14 protein-coding genes and 1 pseudogene are annotated in these 15237 nt (G+C 65.9%); 8 read left to right on the forward strand and 7 right to left on the reverse strand.

Going from position 1 to position 15237, the window contains the following annotated elements:
* Positions 1-30: 30 nt before the first annotated feature.
* From nirB to WS45_RS34615, 3 genes are read right to left on the reverse strand one after another with little or no spacing between them, the layout of a single operon-like run.
* Positions 31-2604 (reverse strand): nitrite reductase large subunit NirB, encoded by a 2574-nt coding sequence (gene nirB / locus WS45_RS01240; protein ID WP_059697733.1) that lies wholly within the window; start codon positions 2602-2604, stop codon positions 31-33.
* 21 nt (positions 2605-2625) lie between these two features.
* On the reverse strand, positions 2626-3951 hold the full coding sequence (locus WS45_RS01245) for an MFS transporter (protein ID WP_059691257.1): 1326 nt from the start codon (positions 3949-3951) through the stop codon (positions 2626-2628).
* A gap of 1 nt (position 3952) precedes the next feature.
* Positions 3953-4627, reverse strand: a complete 675-nt coding sequence (locus WS45_RS34615; protein WP_156436984.1) for a hypothetical protein — start codon at positions 4625-4627, stop codon at positions 3953-3955.
* On the opposite strand from WS45_RS34615, the gene cobA reads away from it, so the two are divergent.
* The 7 genes from cobA (at position 4626) to WS45_RS01285 (ending at position 10648) form a co-directional block, all read left to right on the forward strand.
* Positions 4626-5387 (forward strand): uroporphyrinogen-III C-methyltransferase, encoded by a 762-nt coding sequence (gene cobA, locus WS45_RS01255; RefSeq protein ID WP_059697746.1) that lies wholly within the window; start codon positions 4626-4628, stop codon positions 5385-5387. The genes WS45_RS34615 and cobA overlap by 2 nt on opposite strands.
* A gap of 156 nt (positions 5388-5543) precedes the next feature.
* On the forward strand, positions 5544-6140 hold the full coding sequence (locus tag WS45_RS01260) for an ANTAR domain-containing response regulator (protein WP_059537542.1): 597 nt from the start codon (positions 5544-5546) through the stop codon (positions 6138-6140).
* A gap of 5 nt (positions 6141-6145) precedes the next feature.
* Positions 6146-7189: a CmpA/NrtA family ABC transporter substrate-binding protein gene (locus tag WS45_RS01265; RefSeq protein ID WP_059697748.1), complete on the forward strand. Its 1044-nt coding sequence runs from the start codon at positions 6146-6148 to the stop codon at positions 7187-7189.
* 145 nt (positions 7190-7334) lie between these two features.
* The gene (locus WS45_RS01270; RefSeq protein WP_059697735.1) at positions 7335-7934 is read left to right on the forward strand and encodes a uracil-DNA glycosylase family protein; all 600 of its coding nucleotides are present in this window, start codon (positions 7335-7337) and stop codon (positions 7932-7934) included.
* Positions 7935-7966: 32 nt separating this feature from the next.
* On the forward strand, positions 7967-8752 hold the full coding sequence (locus WS45_RS01275; RefSeq protein WP_059697737.1) for a YkgJ family cysteine cluster protein: 786 nt from the start codon (positions 7967-7969) through the stop codon (positions 8750-8752).
* Between the two features lie 126 nt (positions 8753-8878).
* The gene (locus WS45_RS01280) at positions 8879-9820 is read left to right on the forward strand and encodes a helix-turn-helix transcriptional regulator (RefSeq protein ID WP_059537533.1); all 942 of its coding nucleotides are present in this window, start codon (positions 8879-8881) and stop codon (positions 9818-9820) included.
* Positions 9821-9949: 129 nt separating this feature from the next.
* Positions 9950-10648 carry a fumarylacetoacetate hydrolase family protein gene (locus WS45_RS01285; protein ID WP_059697738.1) on the forward strand — a complete coding sequence of 233 codons (699 nt, stop codon included), beginning with the start codon at positions 9950-9952 and terminating at the stop codon, positions 10646-10648.
* Positions 10649-10771: 123 nt separating this feature from the next.
* Here WS45_RS01285 and WS45_RS01290 read toward each other — a convergent pair whose 3' ends face one another.
* From WS45_RS01290 to WS45_RS32820, 3 genes are all read right to left on the reverse strand, one after another.
* On the reverse strand, positions 10772-11983 hold the full coding sequence (locus tag WS45_RS01290) for an MFS transporter (RefSeq protein ID WP_059697740.1): 1212 nt from the start codon (positions 11981-11983) through the stop codon (positions 10772-10774).
* A 189-nt stretch (positions 11984-12172) separates the two neighbouring features.
* Positions 12173-12637, reverse strand: a complete 465-nt coding sequence (locus WS45_RS34620; protein ID WP_156436986.1) for a hypothetical protein — start codon at positions 12635-12637, stop codon at positions 12173-12175.
* Positions 12630-13685: a protein kinase domain-containing protein gene (locus WS45_RS32820; RefSeq protein ID WP_441294162.1), complete on the reverse strand. Its 1056-nt coding sequence runs from the start codon at positions 13683-13685 to the stop codon at positions 12630-12632. The genes WS45_RS34620 and WS45_RS32820 overlap by 8 nt, the downstream gene beginning before the upstream one ends.
* Positions 13686-14461: 776 nt before the next feature.
* On the opposite strand from WS45_RS32820, the gene WS45_RS35930 reads away from it, so the two are divergent.
* Positions 14462-14632, forward strand: coding sequence for a hypothetical protein (locus WS45_RS35930; protein ID WP_257140237.1), 171 nt, complete (start codon positions 14462-14464; stop codon positions 14630-14632).
* A 51-nt stretch (positions 14633-14683) separates the two neighbouring features.
* Here WS45_RS35930 and WS45_RS36490 read toward each other — a convergent pair.
* A pseudogene (locus tag WS45_RS36490) lies at positions 14684-14986 on the reverse strand (FRG domain-containing protein); the annotation flags it as partial.
* Positions 14987-15237 lie beyond the last annotated feature (251 nt).

The raw sequence follows: 15237 nt of genomic DNA on the forward strand, positions 1-15237 counted from the left end.
CCTTGAAAAAGACGCGGCTGTCGGTCAGCGTCAGACGGTTGCGGGTTCAACGACGACGGGAATCGCAACGGGCCTGCCGCCCGCGCGCTCGTCGGGCGTGGCGGGACGGATCTGGCCGCGCGTCTCGACGAACGCGATGGTCGCATCCGGCGCGTCGCTGTTCACGAAGTGGCGGAAGCGCTTGCGCGTTTCCGGATCGGTGACGGCCTTCTTCCACTCGCATTCGTAGGTGTCGACCACGTGCTGCATGTCGGCTTCCAGTTCGGCCGCGATCCCGAGCTTGTCGTGCACGACGACGGCGGTCAGGTAGTCGAGCCCGCCTTCGAGGTTGTCGCGCCACACGCTGGTGCGCTGCAGCCGGTCGGCGGTGCGCACGTAGAACATCAGGAAGCGGTCGATGTAGCGGATCAGCGTGGCGCGGTCGAGATCGGACGCGAGCAGTTCCGCATGGCGCGGCTTCATCCCGCCGTTGCCGCACACGTACAGGTTCCAGCCCTTCTCGGTCGCGATGATGCCGATGTCCTTGCCCTGCGCTTCCGCGCACTCGCGCGTGCAGCCCGACACACCGAACTTGATCTTGTGCGGCGCGCGCAAGCCCTTGTAGCGGTTCTCGATGTCGATCGCGAGGCCGACCGAATCGTCGACGCCGTAGCGGCACCACGTCGAACCGACGCACGACTTCACGGTGCGCACCGACTTGCCGTACGCATGCCCCGATTCGAAGCCGGCCGCGATCAGCGCTTCCCATATCGACGGCAGCTGCTCGACGCGCGCACCGAACAGGTCGACGCGCTGGCCGCCCGTGATCTTCGTGTAGAGCCCGTACTTCTTCGCGACCTGGCCGACCGCGATCAGCCCTTCCGGCGTCACCTCGCCGCCCGGCATGCGCGGCACGACCGAGTACGTGCCGTCGCGCTGGATGTTCGCGAGGTAGTAGTCGTTCGAATCCTGCAGCCCCGCATGCTCCTTCTTCAGCACGAACTCGTTGAAGCACGATGCGAGGATGCCCGCCACCGCCGGCTTGCACACGTCGCAGCCGAGCCCGTGGCCGTGCTTGGCGAGCAATTCGTCGAACGTCGTGATGCGCTCGACGCGGATCAGATGGAACAATTCCTGGCGCGAATGCGGGAAGTGCTCGCACAGATGGTTGTTGACCGCGAGACCCTGCTTCTTCATCTCGGCCTTCATGATCTGCGTGACGAGCGGCACGCAGCCGCCGCACGACGTGCCCGCGCCCGTGCACGACTTCAGTGCGCCGAGGCTCGTCGCACCATCCGCCACCGCCGCGCAGATCTGCGACTTCGACACGTTGTTGCACGAGCAGATCTGCGCGCCGTCCGGGAGCGCGTCGACGCCGATCGCCGGCTTCGCCGCGCCGTCCGACGACGGCAGGATCAGGAATTCCGGCGACTCGGGCAGCTCGATGCGATTCAGCATCATCTGCAGCAGCGTGCCGTATTCGGCCGCGTCGCCGACCATCACCGCGCCGTGCAGGAACTTGCCGCAGTCCGACACCACCAGTTTCTTGTAGACCTGGCGGCGTTCGTCCGCGTACTGGTAGGTGCGGCTGCCGGCCGTCGCGCCGTGCGCGTCGCCGATGCTCGCGACGTCGACGCCCATCAGCTTCAGCTTGGTGCTCATGTCGGCACCGGCGAATGCGGCGTCGGCCGCTTCTTCCCGGTTGCCGCCGAGCTGCTTCGCGACCACGCGCGCCATGTCGTAGCCCGGTGCGACGAGGCCGTACACCATCCCGTTCCAGGCCGCGCATTCGCCGATCGCGTAGATGTCGGCGTCGCTCGTGCGGCACGCGTCGTCGATCGCGACGCCGCCGCGCGGGCCGATTTCCAGACCGCACGCACGCGCCAGTTCGTCGCGGGCGCGGATGCCGGCCGAGAACACGATCATGTCGGCGTCGAGATGCGAGCCGTCGGCGAACGCCATCCGGTGCGTGCCTTCGTCGCCGTCGACGATCTCGAGCGTGTTCTTGCCCGTATGCACGGTCACGCCAAGCGCCTCGATCTTCGCGCGCAGCATCCGGCCGCCGCCGTCGTCGACCTGCACCGCCATCAGCCGCGGCGCGAATTCGACGACGTGCGTGTCGAGCCCCATGTCGCGCAACGCCTTCGCGCATTCGAGGCCGAGCAGCCCGCCGCCGATCACCACGCCACGCTTCGCGTGCGTGCCGCACGCCTGCATCGCTTCGAGATCCTCGATCGTTCGGTACACGAAGCAACCGGCGCGATCGCGGCCCGGCACCGGCGGCACGAACGGACGCGAGCCCGTCGCGAGCACCAGCTTGTCGTACGCGAGCGTTTCGCCGGACGCGAGCGTGACCGTGTGCGCGGCACGGTCGATCGACGCGACCCGGGCGTTCAGGCGCAGATCGAACTGCGGATGACGCTCGAAGAAGCCGGGTTCGACGAGCGACAGATCGTCCGCCGACTTGCCCGCGAAGAATTCCGACAGGTGCACGCGGTCGTACGCCGGGCGCGGTTCCTCGCCGAGCACCGTGACCTGCAGCGTGCCCGCCGCGCCGGCTTGCGCGGCGACGCATTCGAGGAGCTTGTGGCCGACCATCCCGTGGCCGATGACGATGAGTTTCATGATGACGTGTCCTTCGGTCGATCAGTTCGCGACGCTGGCGGCGGCCAGCGCGCGATCGCGCAGCTCGGCCTCGCGTGCCTTGTGTTCTTCGCTGAAGCGCACGGCCATCGCGCACAATGCGGTCGCGGTGACGGCGAGCCCGAGCAGGCTCAGCGTGTGCTGCACGTCGCCGACGCCCTTCAGCAGGAACGCCGCGGCCACCGCGCCGACGTTGCCGCCCGCGCCGACGATCCCCGCGACGCCGCCGAGCGCCTTGCGGTCGATGAACGGCACGAGCGCATAGGTCGCGCCGCAGGCCATGTGCGTGAAGAGGCCGAAGGTCAGCATCGCGACGAGCGCCATGCCGATGCCTTGCGCATGCGAGAACCAGATCAGCCCGAGCCCTTCGCCGACGATCAGCGCGCACAGCAGCGTGGCGCGCACGTCGAGGCTGCGGCGTGCGGCGATCTTGTCCGACAGCCAGCCGCCGAGCGCGCGGGCGAACAGCGCGAGCAGCCCGAACATCCCGACCGCGAAGCCGGCGTCCTTCAGCGACAGCTTGAAGTGATCGACGTAGTACAGCGCCGCGATGTTGTGGATGAACACCTCGACGCCGAAGCACGCGCCGTACGTGACGAACAGCATCCACACGCGATAGTTGCCGCATGCGGCGAAGAAGCTCGCCCACCCGCCCTTCTTGCCGCTGTCGACCGTTACGCCCTGCTTGCGCAGCGCGACGAAATCGCCTTGCGGGCAGTCCTGCGTGAAGCGCCAGTACGCCCAGGCCATCGCGAGCATCGCGACGCCCGGCACGACGAGCGCGATGCGCCACGACGCGTCGTCGCCGAAGCCGAGCATCAGGCCGGCGGCGACGAGCAGCGGCATCATCGCCTGCGTCGCGCCCGCGCCCGCGTTGCCCCAACCGGCCGTCGTCGCGTTCGCGGTGCCGACCACGTTCGGCGCGAACATCACCGACGTGTGGTACTGCGTGATCACGAAGCCCGCGCCGATCGCGCCGATGCCGAGCCGGCAGATCAGGAACGTCAGGTAGTCGTGCGAGAACGACACCGCGAACACGGGAATCGCGCCGAGCACGAGCAGCCCGACATACACGCGGCGCGGGCCGAAGCGGTCGCACAGCGGGCCGACCAGCAGCCGCACGGCGATCGTCGCGGCCACCGCGGCGATGTTGATGTTCGCGACCTGGGCCGCGGTGAGGTGAAATTCGCGCGCAATCAGCGGCATCAGCGGCGCACACGCGAACCACGCGAAGAAGCATACGAAGAACGCCATCCACGTCATGTGGAACGCGCGCATCGGCGCGGTGCGGAAGCTGAAGAGATCGATACGGGTAGCTTTGTCGGTCATGTCATCCGCCAAACGAAAAACGGCGTCCTGCACACCCGGTCTCGTCGAGACCCGATGTGTAGGACGCCGTTGCCCATGAAGCCCGTTTCCGGGCGCGTCGGTAATCGGTACTGCGGACGAATCGCCGTTGATCCGCCCGGACGAGCTTACGCAAACGCCATGCCATGTCGGCCCGAATCGCACGGGCGGCCCCGTCGCACAAGGCGCGCGGGCCGCCGGACGCGTGGCTGCGGTGCGCGGCGCGCGATGCGTCGCGATGCAGCCAGGCACAAATGTGGTGCGCTGCAGCACTGTCGCCGTGCGACATCGCGGTGCGCGATGACGGGGCGCGATGCATGTCGATGCGGCATCGCGTGCGCCGCGTCAGCGCGGCCGCATGCTTGCCCGCCTCCGTCGCGCGGGGCGTCGCGCCGCGCATGTTGCCGCGCTCGCCGCCGCGCTCGCTCAGGTTGGCCCGGATATTGCTGAATTCCGTCCACACACCGGCAACGGCGCCGGTGGGCAGTCCCCGCAAGTCGGCCCGCCATCGCAGGCGGGCGCAGCAGATCAGGACAACGACGTCCCCCCGTGCGCGGCACGGCCGGATGCCATGGTCGCTTCGACCGCCCGCCGCCGCCGCAAGCAACAACGCGCTATCGACAGCCGCTCGCACGCGCGCGGCAATGGAACACGACATGACGACTGGAAAAGTCACGCTGCTGGGCGCCGGCCCCGGCGATCCCGATCTCCTCACGCTGAAGGCCGTGAAAGCGCTGGCGGCCGCCGACGTGCTGCTGCTCGACGATCTCGTCGCGCCCGACATCGTCGAACTCGCGCCGCACGCGCGCGTGATCCGCGTCGGCAAGCGCGGCGGCTGCCGCTCCACGCCGCAGGCATTCATCGAGAAACTGATGCGCCGCCACGCGCTGCGCGGCGCGCACGTCGTGCGCGTCAAGGGCGGCGACGCGCTGCTGTTCGGCCGCGCCGGCGAGGAACTCGCGACGCTGCGCGCCGCCGGGATTCCGGTGGACATCGTCAACGGCATCTCGTCGGGCTTCGCGGCCGCCGCGAGCCTCGGCGTCTCGCTCACGCACCGCGAGCACTGCCAGGGCGTCACGTTCGTCACCGCACACCGCCAGGACCACGGCGAACCCGACTGGGCGACGCTCGCGGCGACCGGCACCACGCTCGCGATCTACATGGGCATGAGCCGCGTCGACAGCATCGCGGCGGGCCTGCTCGCCGCCTTGCCCGCGTCGACGCCGGCCGCCGCCGTGCAATGGGCCGGCACGTCGCACGAGCGCCGCTGGACCGGCACGCTCGGCGGCCTCGCGCGCGGCGTCGCGGCAGCCGGGCTCGGCAGCCCGGCCGTGATGCTCGTCGGCGCGGCGATCGGCGAAGCCGCCGTGCACGGCACCGATGCCGTCGGCGAAGCGATGCTGTTCCGGGCGGCATAGCATGCGCGGTCCGCATCGGCATTCCGGTCACCGCAGCGGCGTTCGCGCCGGCTGTCGGGGATGCGGTCGTGAGGCCCTGAATCCGTCGACATCCGTCAGCACCCCGCAACCGCCGTTCAACCGTTGCATCGACGCTCGTTCGTCCCCGTTCGCGTCATGAGTTCGTCCGTCCCGCCCGCACGCCTGCGCGTGCTGCTCGTCACCGACACCGACAAGCCGATCGGCGAACTCGGCGACGCGCTCGCGCGCCTCGGCTACGAGATGCTCAACGACGTCGCGACGCCCGCGCGCCTGCCCGCCGCCGTCGAGGAGCAGCGCCCCGACGTCGTGATCATCGATACCGATTCGCCGTCGCGCGACACGCTCGAGCAACTCGCCGTGATGCACGCGACCGCGCCGCGCCCCGTGCTGATGTTCAGCCACGATGCCGACCAGGCGCTGATTCACGCGGCGGTCGGCGCCGGCGTCAGCGCGTATCTCGTCGAAGGCTTGTCGGCCGAGCGCCTCGCGCCGATCCTCGAAGTCGCGCTCGCGCGCTTCTCGCACGACGATGCATTGCGCCGCCGGCTCGCCGACGTCGAGCGCGAACTCGCCGAACGCAAGCTGATCGATCGCGCGAAGCGCCTGCTGATGGATCAGCGCAGGCTGTCCGAGCATGATGCGTATGCGTTGCTGCGCAAGCGCGCGATGGATCAGGGCCAGCGCATCGTCGACGTCGCGCGCCAACTGCTCGATGCGACCCACCCGTCATGAATGCCATGAAACCTTCGCCTCCCGCCGCGCCGGAACGCGCGCATCTTCGTCTCGGGTTCGTCGCGCTCAGCGACGCCGCCCCGCTGATCGTCGCGCAACACCTGAATCTCGGCGAGCGCCACGGCCTGACGCTGGAGCTGTGCCGCCAGCCATCCTGGGCCGCCGTGCGCGACAAGCTGCTGACCGGCGAACTCGACGCCGCGCACGCGCTGTACGGGCTCGTGTGCGGGCTGCAGGTCGGCATCGGCGGCCCGCAGGCCGACATGGCCGCGCTGATGGTGCTGAACCGCAACGGCCAGGCGATCACGTTCGCCCGCGGCCTCGCCGATGCGTACCGCGCAAGCGGCGACGTCCGCGCGGCGCTCGCGACGCTCGGCCGCAAGCCGCTGCTCGCGCAGACCTTCCCGACCGGCACCCATGCGATGTGGCTGAACCACTGGCTCGCGTCGCACGGCGTCGATCCGCCGCGCGACGTGCGCAGCGTCGTGATCCCGCCGCCCGAGATGGTCGCGGCGCTCGCGAGCGGCGAGCTCGACGGCTTCTGCGCGGGCGAGCCGTGGCACGCCGTGGCCGAAGCCTGCGGCGCGGGCCGGACCGTCGCCGTCACCAGCGAGATCTGGCCCGATCATCCGGAGAAAGTGCTCGCGGCCCGGCGCGATTTCGTCGCGCTGTATCCGGCCACCGCGCGTGCGCTGATCCGCACGCTCGTCGATGCGTGCGCGTGGCTCGACAACCCCGCGCACCGTCGCGACGCGGCCGACTGGCTCGCGTCGCCCGACGCGCTCGGCGTGCCGGCCCGGCTGATCGCGCCGCGCCTGCTCGGCGACTACGGCGCGGGGCCGTTCGCGCAGCCGCCGCTGCCGATCCGCTTCCACGACGGCGGCGCCGTGAACCGGCCGGATCCGCAGGAAGGCCGCTGGTTCCTGCTGCAATACCGGCGCTGGGGCATGCTCGACGGCACGCACGACGACGCGGCGATCGCCGCGGCAATCGCGCAGACGGCGTTGTATGATGCTGCGATCGCCGAGGGCGATGCGGCGGACAGGTGATCCCGACACGGGCCGCCGGAGCCGCCGCGCAGCGCCATGCCGTTCCCCGCGGAACGCCTGACGCGATGCGCCGGTCCGCGCCGGCCCGCCGCGCCGCATGGACGCATCTGCGTGCGTGCCGCCACTCCGTCCCCGTTCAGAATCGATGCCGAAACGAACGCGCACGCCGCTCGACGTGCTGCTCACCGAAATCCGCGCGTGCCGCGCTTGCGAAGCCGACCTCCCGCTCGGCCCGCGCCCCGTCGTGCGCGCCCATCGCGACGCCCGCATCCTGATCGTCGGGCAGGCGCCCGGCGCCCGCGTCCACGCGAGCGGCATCCCGTGGGACGATGCGAGCGGCAAGCGGCTGCGTGACTGGCTCGGCGTCGATCCCGACACGTTCTACGACGAGACACGCTTCGCGATCGTGCCGATGGGCTTCTGCTACCCGGGCCGCGGTGCGAGCGGCGACAACCCGCCGCGCCCCGAATGCGCGCGACTGTGGCTCGACCGGCTGCTCGCCGGATTGCCGTCGATCCGGCTGACGCTGCTGGTCGGCCAGTACGCGCAGCGGCATTTCCTGCGCGACACACGCAAGGCGACGCTGACCGACACCGTGCACGCGTGGCGCGACTACGGCCCCGGCGTGCTGCCGCTGCCGCATCCGTCGCCGCGCAACCAGGCGTGGTTCAAACATCATCCGTGGTTCGACGCCGAGATCGTGCCCGAACTGCGCCGGCGCATCGCGCCGCTGATCGCCGGCTGACGCATGCCGGCCGTGCCCCGTTCCCTACCGAAATGAATCAGAACGACATCGACTTTTCATGCACCGGCTGCGGCCGTTGCTGCCACAACCTGCGCATTCCGCTGACCGTCGCCGAGGCCACTGCCTGGCTGCGGCGCGGCGGCCACGTGGAACTGTTGTGCGACGCCATGCCATGGCCCGTCGAACCGGCCGCCGACGACGCGTTCGCCGCGTACAAGCGCGCCCGTTCGTCGCCCGCGCTCAGCGGCACGCTGCCGGTGCGCGTCACCACCCTGCTCACCGCGTCCCATGCCGGGCCATGCCCGAACCTGCTCGACGATTTGCGCTGCGGCATCTATGAAGAACGGCCGCTGGTGTGCCGGATCTACCCGGCCGAGGTCAATCCGTTCGTGCCGCTGGTGCCGGACGGCAAGCAGTGCCCGTCCGACGCGTGGCAGCACGCGCCGCTCACCCGCGGCGGCACGATCGTCGACGCGCTCACGCGCGAGAACATCGTGCGCGCGCGGGAAGCAAGCGCGGCCGAGGCGCCGCTGCGCGCGCGCCTGTGCGCGGCGCTCGGCATCGATACGGCAGCCGTCGCGAACGAAGGCTTCGCGATTCATGCGCCGCCCGCCGACCTGCTGCTGGCCGCGCTGAGCCTGCTCGACGATGCGCGCGCGACGGCCGCCGCCGAGGCCGCCCAGACGGCATGGACGCTGCTCACGAATCGCAGCGCGACGGCCGACACGCTCCGCTCGGTCGGCGCATCCAGCCGGCTTGCCGCGTCCGACGAGGCCGGCGCGCGCTGCCGCTACCTGGGCTTTCATCCGGCCGCCTGATTGACTCGTCGCCGGGCGGGTGCGCGCCGCCCCGCCGGCCGATGCGGATCGCGCCCGCGGATTCCGGCCGCGCCCGGTTCGCTGTACCATCGCGGCTCAACCGCGTCACGAACAGCAGAATCCTTCATGCCCTCCACCGCCCCGCCGCGCCTGTACGGGATGCCCGAACGCAGCGACCGGCTCGATTTCTACATCCGCGACCAGGCGTCGCGCCAGGCGATCACCGAGCCGCACCGGCACGCGTATTTCCAGATCCAGTTCAACCTCGGCGGCGACACCGAACAGCGGATCGGCGGCGTCACGCGGCCGTTTCCGCGCGGCGCGCTCGCGTTCGTGCTGCCGCACCGCGAGCACCTGATTCCGCATCCGGAAGGCGCGCACTTCATCGTGATCAACTTCAGCCAGGCGTTCCTGCGCGCCGATCTCGACGTCGATCCGCTCGATCTCGAGGACGTGCCCGCGCACCGCTTTCCCGAGCTGACGCCGTTCCGCTTCCAGGAACATCTCGACTTCATCCTGACCGGCGACGCCTTCGACGAGGCGCGCCGCCTCGCGCTGTGCATGCTCGATGCCGACCGCGTGCGCACCTTCGGCTCGACCACGTTGCTGCGCGGCTACCTGCTGCAACTGATCGGGCTCGTCTGCACGCAGTACGCGGGCGCGCTCGACAAGCTCGCGCAGCGCGGCGCCCAGCGCGCGGGCCGGCGCGACGCGCTCGCGCGCGTGCTGCGCCACGTGCGCGCGAACCTGACCCGCGAGGACCTGACGCTCGCGGCCACCGCCGAGGCCGCCTTCCTGTCGCCGAACTACCTCGCGCATCTGGTGCGCAAGGAAACCGGCAGCACCTTCACCGATCTCGTGACCGAGCGCCGGATCGCGCTCGCGCAATCGCTGCTCGCGCATACGAGCCGGCGCATCGCGGACATCGCGCGTTCCGTCGGTTTCCGTGACGAAGGGTATTTCGCGCGGCGCTTCCGCGCGCGGGTCGGCGTGTCGCCGAAGGCGTACCGCGACGCGAACGCCGCGCTGCCGGCCGCCGACGACGCGCCGGTGGCCGGCGACGCGTAGATTTGTCCGGTTAAAGCGCAGTTGCGTCGCATCCGGGCGCGCATGCGTCGGGTATCGTTCCATGCATGCCGGCCCGTGGTGGATTGCGCGGGCGACGGCATCCGTCTTTCCATCGAACGAGGCCATCCGATGTCCGCATACGTCATCGACGCTTCCGAGCGTCCTTCCGTCGAAGTCGAACAGTCGTCCGCGCGCTTTCCGGTGCGCCGCGTGTTCTGTGTCGGCCGCAACTACGCCGACCACGCGCGCGAAATGGGCGCCGATCCCGACCGCGAACCGCCGTTCTTCTTCATGAAACCGGCCGACGCGATCGTCCCGGCCGCCGGCACCGTCCCGTATCCGCCGCTGACCGGCGACCTCCATCACGAAATCGAGCTGGTCGTCGCGATCGGCAAGGACGGCCGGTCGATCGACCCGGCCGAGGCGCTGTCGCATGTGTGGGGTTACGGCGTCGGCGTCGACCTCACGCGCCGCGACCTGCAAGCCGAGGCGAAAAAGCTGAGCCGCCCGTGGGACTGGGCGAAGGGCTTCGATGCGTCCGGTCCCGTGACCGCGCTGCGCGCGGCGACCGCGACCGGCCATCCGGCCAGCGGCCGGATCTGGCTCGCGGTCAACGGCGAAACGCGCCAGCAAGGCGATCTCGGCGACATGATCTGGGCCGTGCCGGACGTGATCGCGTACGTGTCGCGCTCGGTCGAGCTGAAGGCCGGCGACCTGATCTTCACCGGCACGCCGGCCGGCGTCGGCGCGCTGCAGCCGGGCGACCGCGTGACGGGCGGCGTCGACGGCGTCGCGACGTTCGAGTTCGTGATGGGGGCGAAGCCGTAACGCAGCGTGCGGGGGCATGTGACGTGGCGTTCGTCCGACGGACGTCGCGTCGTGTCGCTCCCTGCCGATCCGGGCGGCGATCGCATCGCGCCGGATCGACATGCCCCGTTCGTGTCACATCGATTACGCACCCCGTTCGCGTGCGTCGAAAATTCGTATGCACACCGCGGCCGCCAGCGCGATCGCCGCGGACAGCAGCATCATGACCAGCGGCGCATAACCGGCGTTGCCGACGGTAAGCACAGCGCCCGTCAGCGACGATAGCGCCGCCCCGCCCGTGATCGTCATCGCCCCGGCCAACCCCGATGCGCTACCGGCCAGTTCCGGCCGCACCGACATCGCACCCGCATGCGCGCCCGGATTCGACAGCCCGTTGCCAATGCCGATCCGCACGCACGGCCCGAACCATGCGATCGCATGCGTCGCCCCTCCGAAAAACAGCGCGAGCGCAATCGCCGGCCCCATGCACGCGACCACGCGGCCGCACAGAATCGCCGTGGCGAGCGGATAGCGATGCGCGTGACGCGCGGCCAGAAAGCTGCCACACACGAAGCCGGCCGTGATCGCCCCCATGTAGAAGCCGATTTCCGCCGGCGGGATGCGGAACACGGCCTGCGCGGCGAGCGGCGCGCCGGCCAGGAACGCGTAGAACGCGCCGGTCGAAAACGCCATGCAAAGCGCATAGGCCCAGAAGCGGCGCGCCCGGAACAGCGCAGGATATGCGCGAAGCTGCTGGGCGAGCGTCGCGGCGCGCTTCGTATGCGTCTCCGCGAGATCGAACGCGCACCAGCCGAGCAGCACGATACCGCCCGCACCGAGCAGCCAGAAGCTCGCGCGCCAGCCGACCGTCTGATCGAGCACGCCGCCGAGCGTCGGCCCGATCATCGGCGCGAACGCGGCCGCCATCGCGGCATAGCCGATCCGGCTCGCCGCGCGCGCCCCGCCGGCGGTGTCGCGCAGCGTCGCCATCGACACCGGATAGACCGACGTGATCGCCGCCTGCATCAGCCGACACGCGAGGAACGCGCGGATGTCGGACGCCATTGCGCAGCCCAGCGACCCGAGCGTGAAAATGCCGAGGTTCGTCAGGATGATCGGCCGCCGCCCGAATCGGTCCGACAGCGGTCCCATCACGAACTCGAGCGACGCGGCGACTGCTGCGTAGCCGCCGAGAGACAGTGCGACGAGTGCGTAGTCGGCGCGCAGGTCAAGCGCGATCGCGGGCAGTGACGGCAGGAACAGGCTCAACGGCAGCACCGAGAACGCGCATAGCAGGATCAGCGTCGCGGGTCGAGGAGTAGTCCGGTCGGACGCGATCGGGAGGTTCGGTTGCAAGTGGGGCCTGCGGGCGCGTGGCGCGTGGTCGTGTGCGATGGAAAAGGAGCTTGTGGATTTCCGTGGATGTCGCTTGTCTACCCATTACGGTCGTTCGAGGCCGCTCGAACTCAACGGCCGCTCCTAAGGGGGAACGGCCCCCTGATCTAGTGTTTCTGACGACAATTCGCGCGACCTTGTGTCTCTTATTTAAATTTCGATATTTTTCAATATATATTTCTCACAATGAAGCATCACCTCTCCCGCATGGCCTGGCGGAATGTAATTCAGATTATCTAGGCACGCGTAATTTTTTGATTCGAGCCAATTTTTCACCGTCGTTTCGCTAGCGACGACTCCGTCTACAAAATAGTCAAGAAAATCATGAACGCCCAAACTATATATGACCCTATAATTTCCTATAGGAGTGATGGTTGCTAGCGTTCCACCATCACCTCTGTAGCGCAATGCCTGCTTGGCGTCCGTGCTGCAAAGTATTGCAGCACTTCGCCCCCGTACTCCGAACGAACGGAAAAACCATTCGTCCGCCAACTGATGGATTTTCGCGTTAGTTGCCTTGGGCGTGCGAGGTGTTTTGATGAATATATTCTCAAATTCTCCATCATCAAAACGACAGTCAAATCCCCTGTACAGTATTGCCGAGCCATTAGTCATAGTCTGGAAAATTCGAGAATTTCCACCCGCCGGTGGGGGTGTAATTATGGGGATCGTCAATATAGACGTTCAACTCGCTTTCATTTTCTGGTAAAAAATTCTCAATTCTAATATCCCATAAAATTCTCCCTGCGGTAGCGGCATCCATGCGATGTGTGGGGGTAATACGCGTCAGCCTTTCAAATACAGCGGCCAGCAGTTTATGTCGTGGGTCGCTTAAGTTTGCGATAACATTCACACGTTCTCGAAGGGTTTTCTCGAGTTTCCCCTCATGCAAACTATGAACGTAGTCGCCTATTCCAATAAAATTTAAGGCATCGCCCCCAGTTAATATCTTGTAGAGCATTAGGCCCAATGACCAGGCGTCATGTTTTCCTGGATGATAGACTTCCTCGTTCCATGGGGAAAAGACATCGGGAGGCAAACTATAAAATGATCCAATTATCTCTTTGGGGACTCGATTGTACAGATCAATAACGAAATCAGGACTATCATCGTACTGGGCCATCATCTGATTGTATGCATGCCCCCAGTCCAAAATAACTGCGTTGGATTCGGGAGCAGTGGAGTGCCAGTCGGGCTTCTCCGGCAAAAGAATTATATTCCCGGGATGAAAATCTCGATGTGAAAACAAATTGCCGGTTGTCGATAGCGACGACGTTACGCGATGAAATACTTCCAATCTCTCATCGAAATTGGCGGTTGAGATATTTCCCGCAAGCCAGTCTTCCAGTGTTATTCCATCAATCTTCTCTGTGATCAAGTAAAAAATCTCGCCATCATACAGAGTGCCATGACCTATGAGTCGAGGAACTTTGGCAATCCTGTTTTCCCGAAACATTTCAAGCACAAAAATCTCGTGTTTAAATCGCGCAATTTCCGATGTTGATCTCGGAAAAAGGAGAAACTTTACAAAAATATCGCTATTGGTATTTAGATCTCTGCCAAAATACGCTCGCGAACTCTGCCCGCCAAGCGCTTTTTCTGTGCAAATGTATCGATCCTGTAGCGTTTCAAGGCCAAATAGTTTTAGTAATTCTGAATTCATATCCAAAAAGAGTAACGCGATTTCTGCGCTTTTTAAGAACGACGCACATCGGCGAATTATGGTGGGCTCGAAAGACACTAGACTTTGATACACCGGCTGAGCGCTTTCATCAATTCGTTGCATCGACGGGTTGAATCCGCAGTGTAGACCGGTCGTTCCAGCGGTTCAATCCGCAAGCCCGCGAGCGTCACGTTATGGCCGGTAGCCGTCTCTCGCCATCGCCGGCGACAACTGGCCGGATGGCAAACTTCGAGCGGTCCCGTCCGGCCCACTGGAAAACTCGGGCAGCCAAAGCAACTTTTTCCCGGTCACATGAGCACGCAACCCACGGCAGCACCTGCATGTGTCGTATCCGGTAGGATGTGTGATCGTTATCCAATGACAGCGATACGTGCAGCACGTTATCGGACGTCCACCGTATTGCAGACTATTCACTTACGTTCTCGCGATTATCGCAATCATCCGAGTATACGTTGTATATCGAGTCTCCCGCCCGGAGCGCTTTGATGTTTGATGACGCATCATAATCCATGCGGAAACCTCCCCCGAACGCGGCGTGCAGATCACAAGAATTCGCGGGACTCGTGCCGCCACGTTAAGTACCGACACAACCCCTCAAGGTCTGGGAACAGTGTGCTCTGATTTATACCGACCCGATCCAACGAAGCCAGAATGGAATCGATGTACCTTGATGGAATTACAAATTCACTGAGTTGCTTGATCGCCAAGCTTTGCCGTTCAAGCGGAACGAAGCATTGAGATCGCTTCGAGTATCGATGGACGGTGAAGCACCCGTGCTGCGCAACGATTCGATCGTTACTCAGCCGAGGTTCAATCAATTTAGTCGCGTCTATATCGAATGGATCAAAGTCAGGCGTCTCGGGCACAAAGCGGTCTTTGGCGTCGAGAAGATACACGTAACGGTCCCCGCGACGCTTGCCCTTTGAATTCCCTGCGCACGCGAACCAAAGCGCTGCGAGAGGATTTGTTGTCCAATCAAGTAGTCGCGTCTTCATCCCGAAGTGTTGCGCGAGTACAAGCAGATCGATAGTACGGGTGACGTGGGCGGGAATGCGCGTTACTCCGACACGTTGCATCTGTTCGATAAGCGCTCGTTCCTCGTCGGTTGTATTCTCGTGGGGATTGGCTCGCGCAATGGTTGGCAGCAAGTTGCCTCGTACAGATTGCCCTCGGTATACGACCGGCCCGTACGCGGCGCCTATGGTGTCCGTATAGGAAATGAGATCGTGTATCGACTTGATAGTCATCGATGAAATCTCTTCAGGTGGATCATTCTCCATGGCCGCCCTTTCAGATGAAAACAGCAAGATAATAGCCCTGAACGAATCGCCCTGCGGCAATCACTTTCCGGACACCGGCGGATTGCATGGGATGTGGCTTGCCATGCAGAGGAATACATCGCGCGCGATCTCGTTGCGTCGTGTAAAAAAACAACGGGGTTATCGACTACTAACCCCCGTTACTATCTTTACGCCCCGATAATTGGGGCTTTGGCCAGCCAGGCCCGGCATGATTCCCGCCCCCAGTCGCA

Origin of the sequence: Burkholderia sp. RF2-non_BP3, assembly GCF_001522185.1 — a bacterium.
Lineage (GTDB): Bacteria > Pseudomonadota > Gammaproteobacteria > Burkholderiales > Burkholderiaceae > Burkholderia > Burkholderia diffusa.

Bases quoted from the DNA above. Each gene is read 5' to 3' on its own strand.
- WS45_RS01245 (WP_059691257.1), bottom strand. From the start codon at position 3,951: ATGACCGACAAAGCTACCCGTATCGATCTCTTCAGCTTCCGCACCGCG.
- WS45_RS01280 (WP_059537533.1), top strand. From the start codon at position 8,879: ATGCCCTCCACCGCCCCGCCGCGCCTGTACGGGATGCCCGAACGCAGC.
- WS45_RS01275 (WP_059697737.1), top strand. From the start codon at position 7,967: ATGAATCAGAACGACATCGACTTTTCATGCACCGGCTGCGGCCGTTGC.
- WS45_RS01270 (WP_059697735.1), top strand. From the start codon at position 7,335: ATGCCGAAACGAACGCGCACGCCGCTCGACGTGCTGCTCACCGAAATC.
- WS45_RS01285 (WP_059697738.1), top strand. From the start codon at position 9,950: ATGTCCGCATACGTCATCGACGCTTCCGAGCGTCCTTCCGTCGAAGTC.
- cobA (WP_059697746.1), top strand. From the start codon at position 4,626: ATGACGACTGGAAAAGTCACGCTGCTGGGCGCCGGCCCCGGCGATCCC.
- nirB (WP_059697733.1), bottom strand. From the start codon at position 2,604: ATGAAACTCATCGTCATCGGCCACGGGATGGTCGGCCACAAGCTCCTC.
- WS45_RS35930 (WP_257140237.1), top strand. From the start codon at position 14,462: ATGGACGGTGAAGCACCCGTGCTGCGCAACGATTCGATCGTTACTCAG.
- WS45_RS01260 (WP_059537542.1), top strand. From the start codon at position 5,544: ATGAGTTCGTCCGTCCCGCCCGCACGCCTGCGCGTGCTGCTCGTCACC.
- WS45_RS34620 (WP_156436986.1), bottom strand. From the start codon at position 12,637: ATGACTAATGGCTCGGCAATACTGTACAGGGGATTTGACTGTCGTTTT.
- WS45_RS32820 (WP_441294162.1), bottom strand. From the start codon at position 13,685: ATGAATTCAGAATTACTAAAACTATTTGGCCTTGAAACGCTACAGGAT.
- WS45_RS01265 (WP_059697748.1), top strand. From the start codon at position 6,146: ATGAAACCTTCGCCTCCCGCCGCGCCGGAACGCGCGCATCTTCGTCTC.
- WS45_RS34615 (WP_156436984.1), bottom strand. From the start codon at position 4,627: ATGTCGTGTTCCATTGCCGCGCGCGTGCGAGCGGCTGTCGATAGCGCG.